1 protein-coding gene is annotated in these 459 nt (G+C 56.4%); it reads left to right on the top strand.

The genetic code is table 11. The annotated features are described in order from the left end of the window. Positions 1-106: 106 nt before the first annotated feature. Positions 107-459: VWA domain-containing protein (locus DVK07_RS21600; protein ID WP_158603229.1), on the top strand; the 353-nt coding region annotated here is incomplete at its 3' end.

The following is a 459-nucleotide window of genomic DNA, read 5'->3' as shown; positions in this document are numbered from 1 at the left end:
CGATATGTATCTCAGGTTAGATCGGCGAAAGAGTGTTCGTCGAGGACTCACAGCCGGCGCGTACGACATCAGGGCAGGACATCGGTTGGCAATCGGAGACCCTCGTGTGTGTAAGAGTCGGACCCTCGGAAACGAGAAGCAGTACTCCTTGGTCCTTATTCTCGATCGGTCGGGGTCGATGCGGAGAGGGACACCCGCAAAAATTGATGTCGCCACGAAAGCCGTCGCACGATTCGCTGTCGCAGCCGAAGGGTTGGGAATCAACGTTGCAATCGTAGACTTCATCGACAACGAAGCCCGTCTTGCCAAGCCGTTCAGTGTCGAGAGCAGGCACCTCCAGGCAACGTTGCTCGATACCTCCTGTGGCGGTGGGACGCCTCTGGCAGACGCTATCTCACTTGGGAACCAACTAGTGGAAACACAGCGTGACGAGCCGCTTATCATCACAATGACGGATGG

It is taken from the genome of Halorubrum sp. Atlit-26R (assembly GCF_003666015.1).
Taxonomy (GTDB): domain Archaea; phylum Halobacteriota; class Halobacteria; order Halobacteriales; family Haloferacaceae; genus Halorubrum.
Note: the sequence above shows the minus strand (reverse complement) of the source record. Positions and strands in the feature narration are given on the sequence as shown.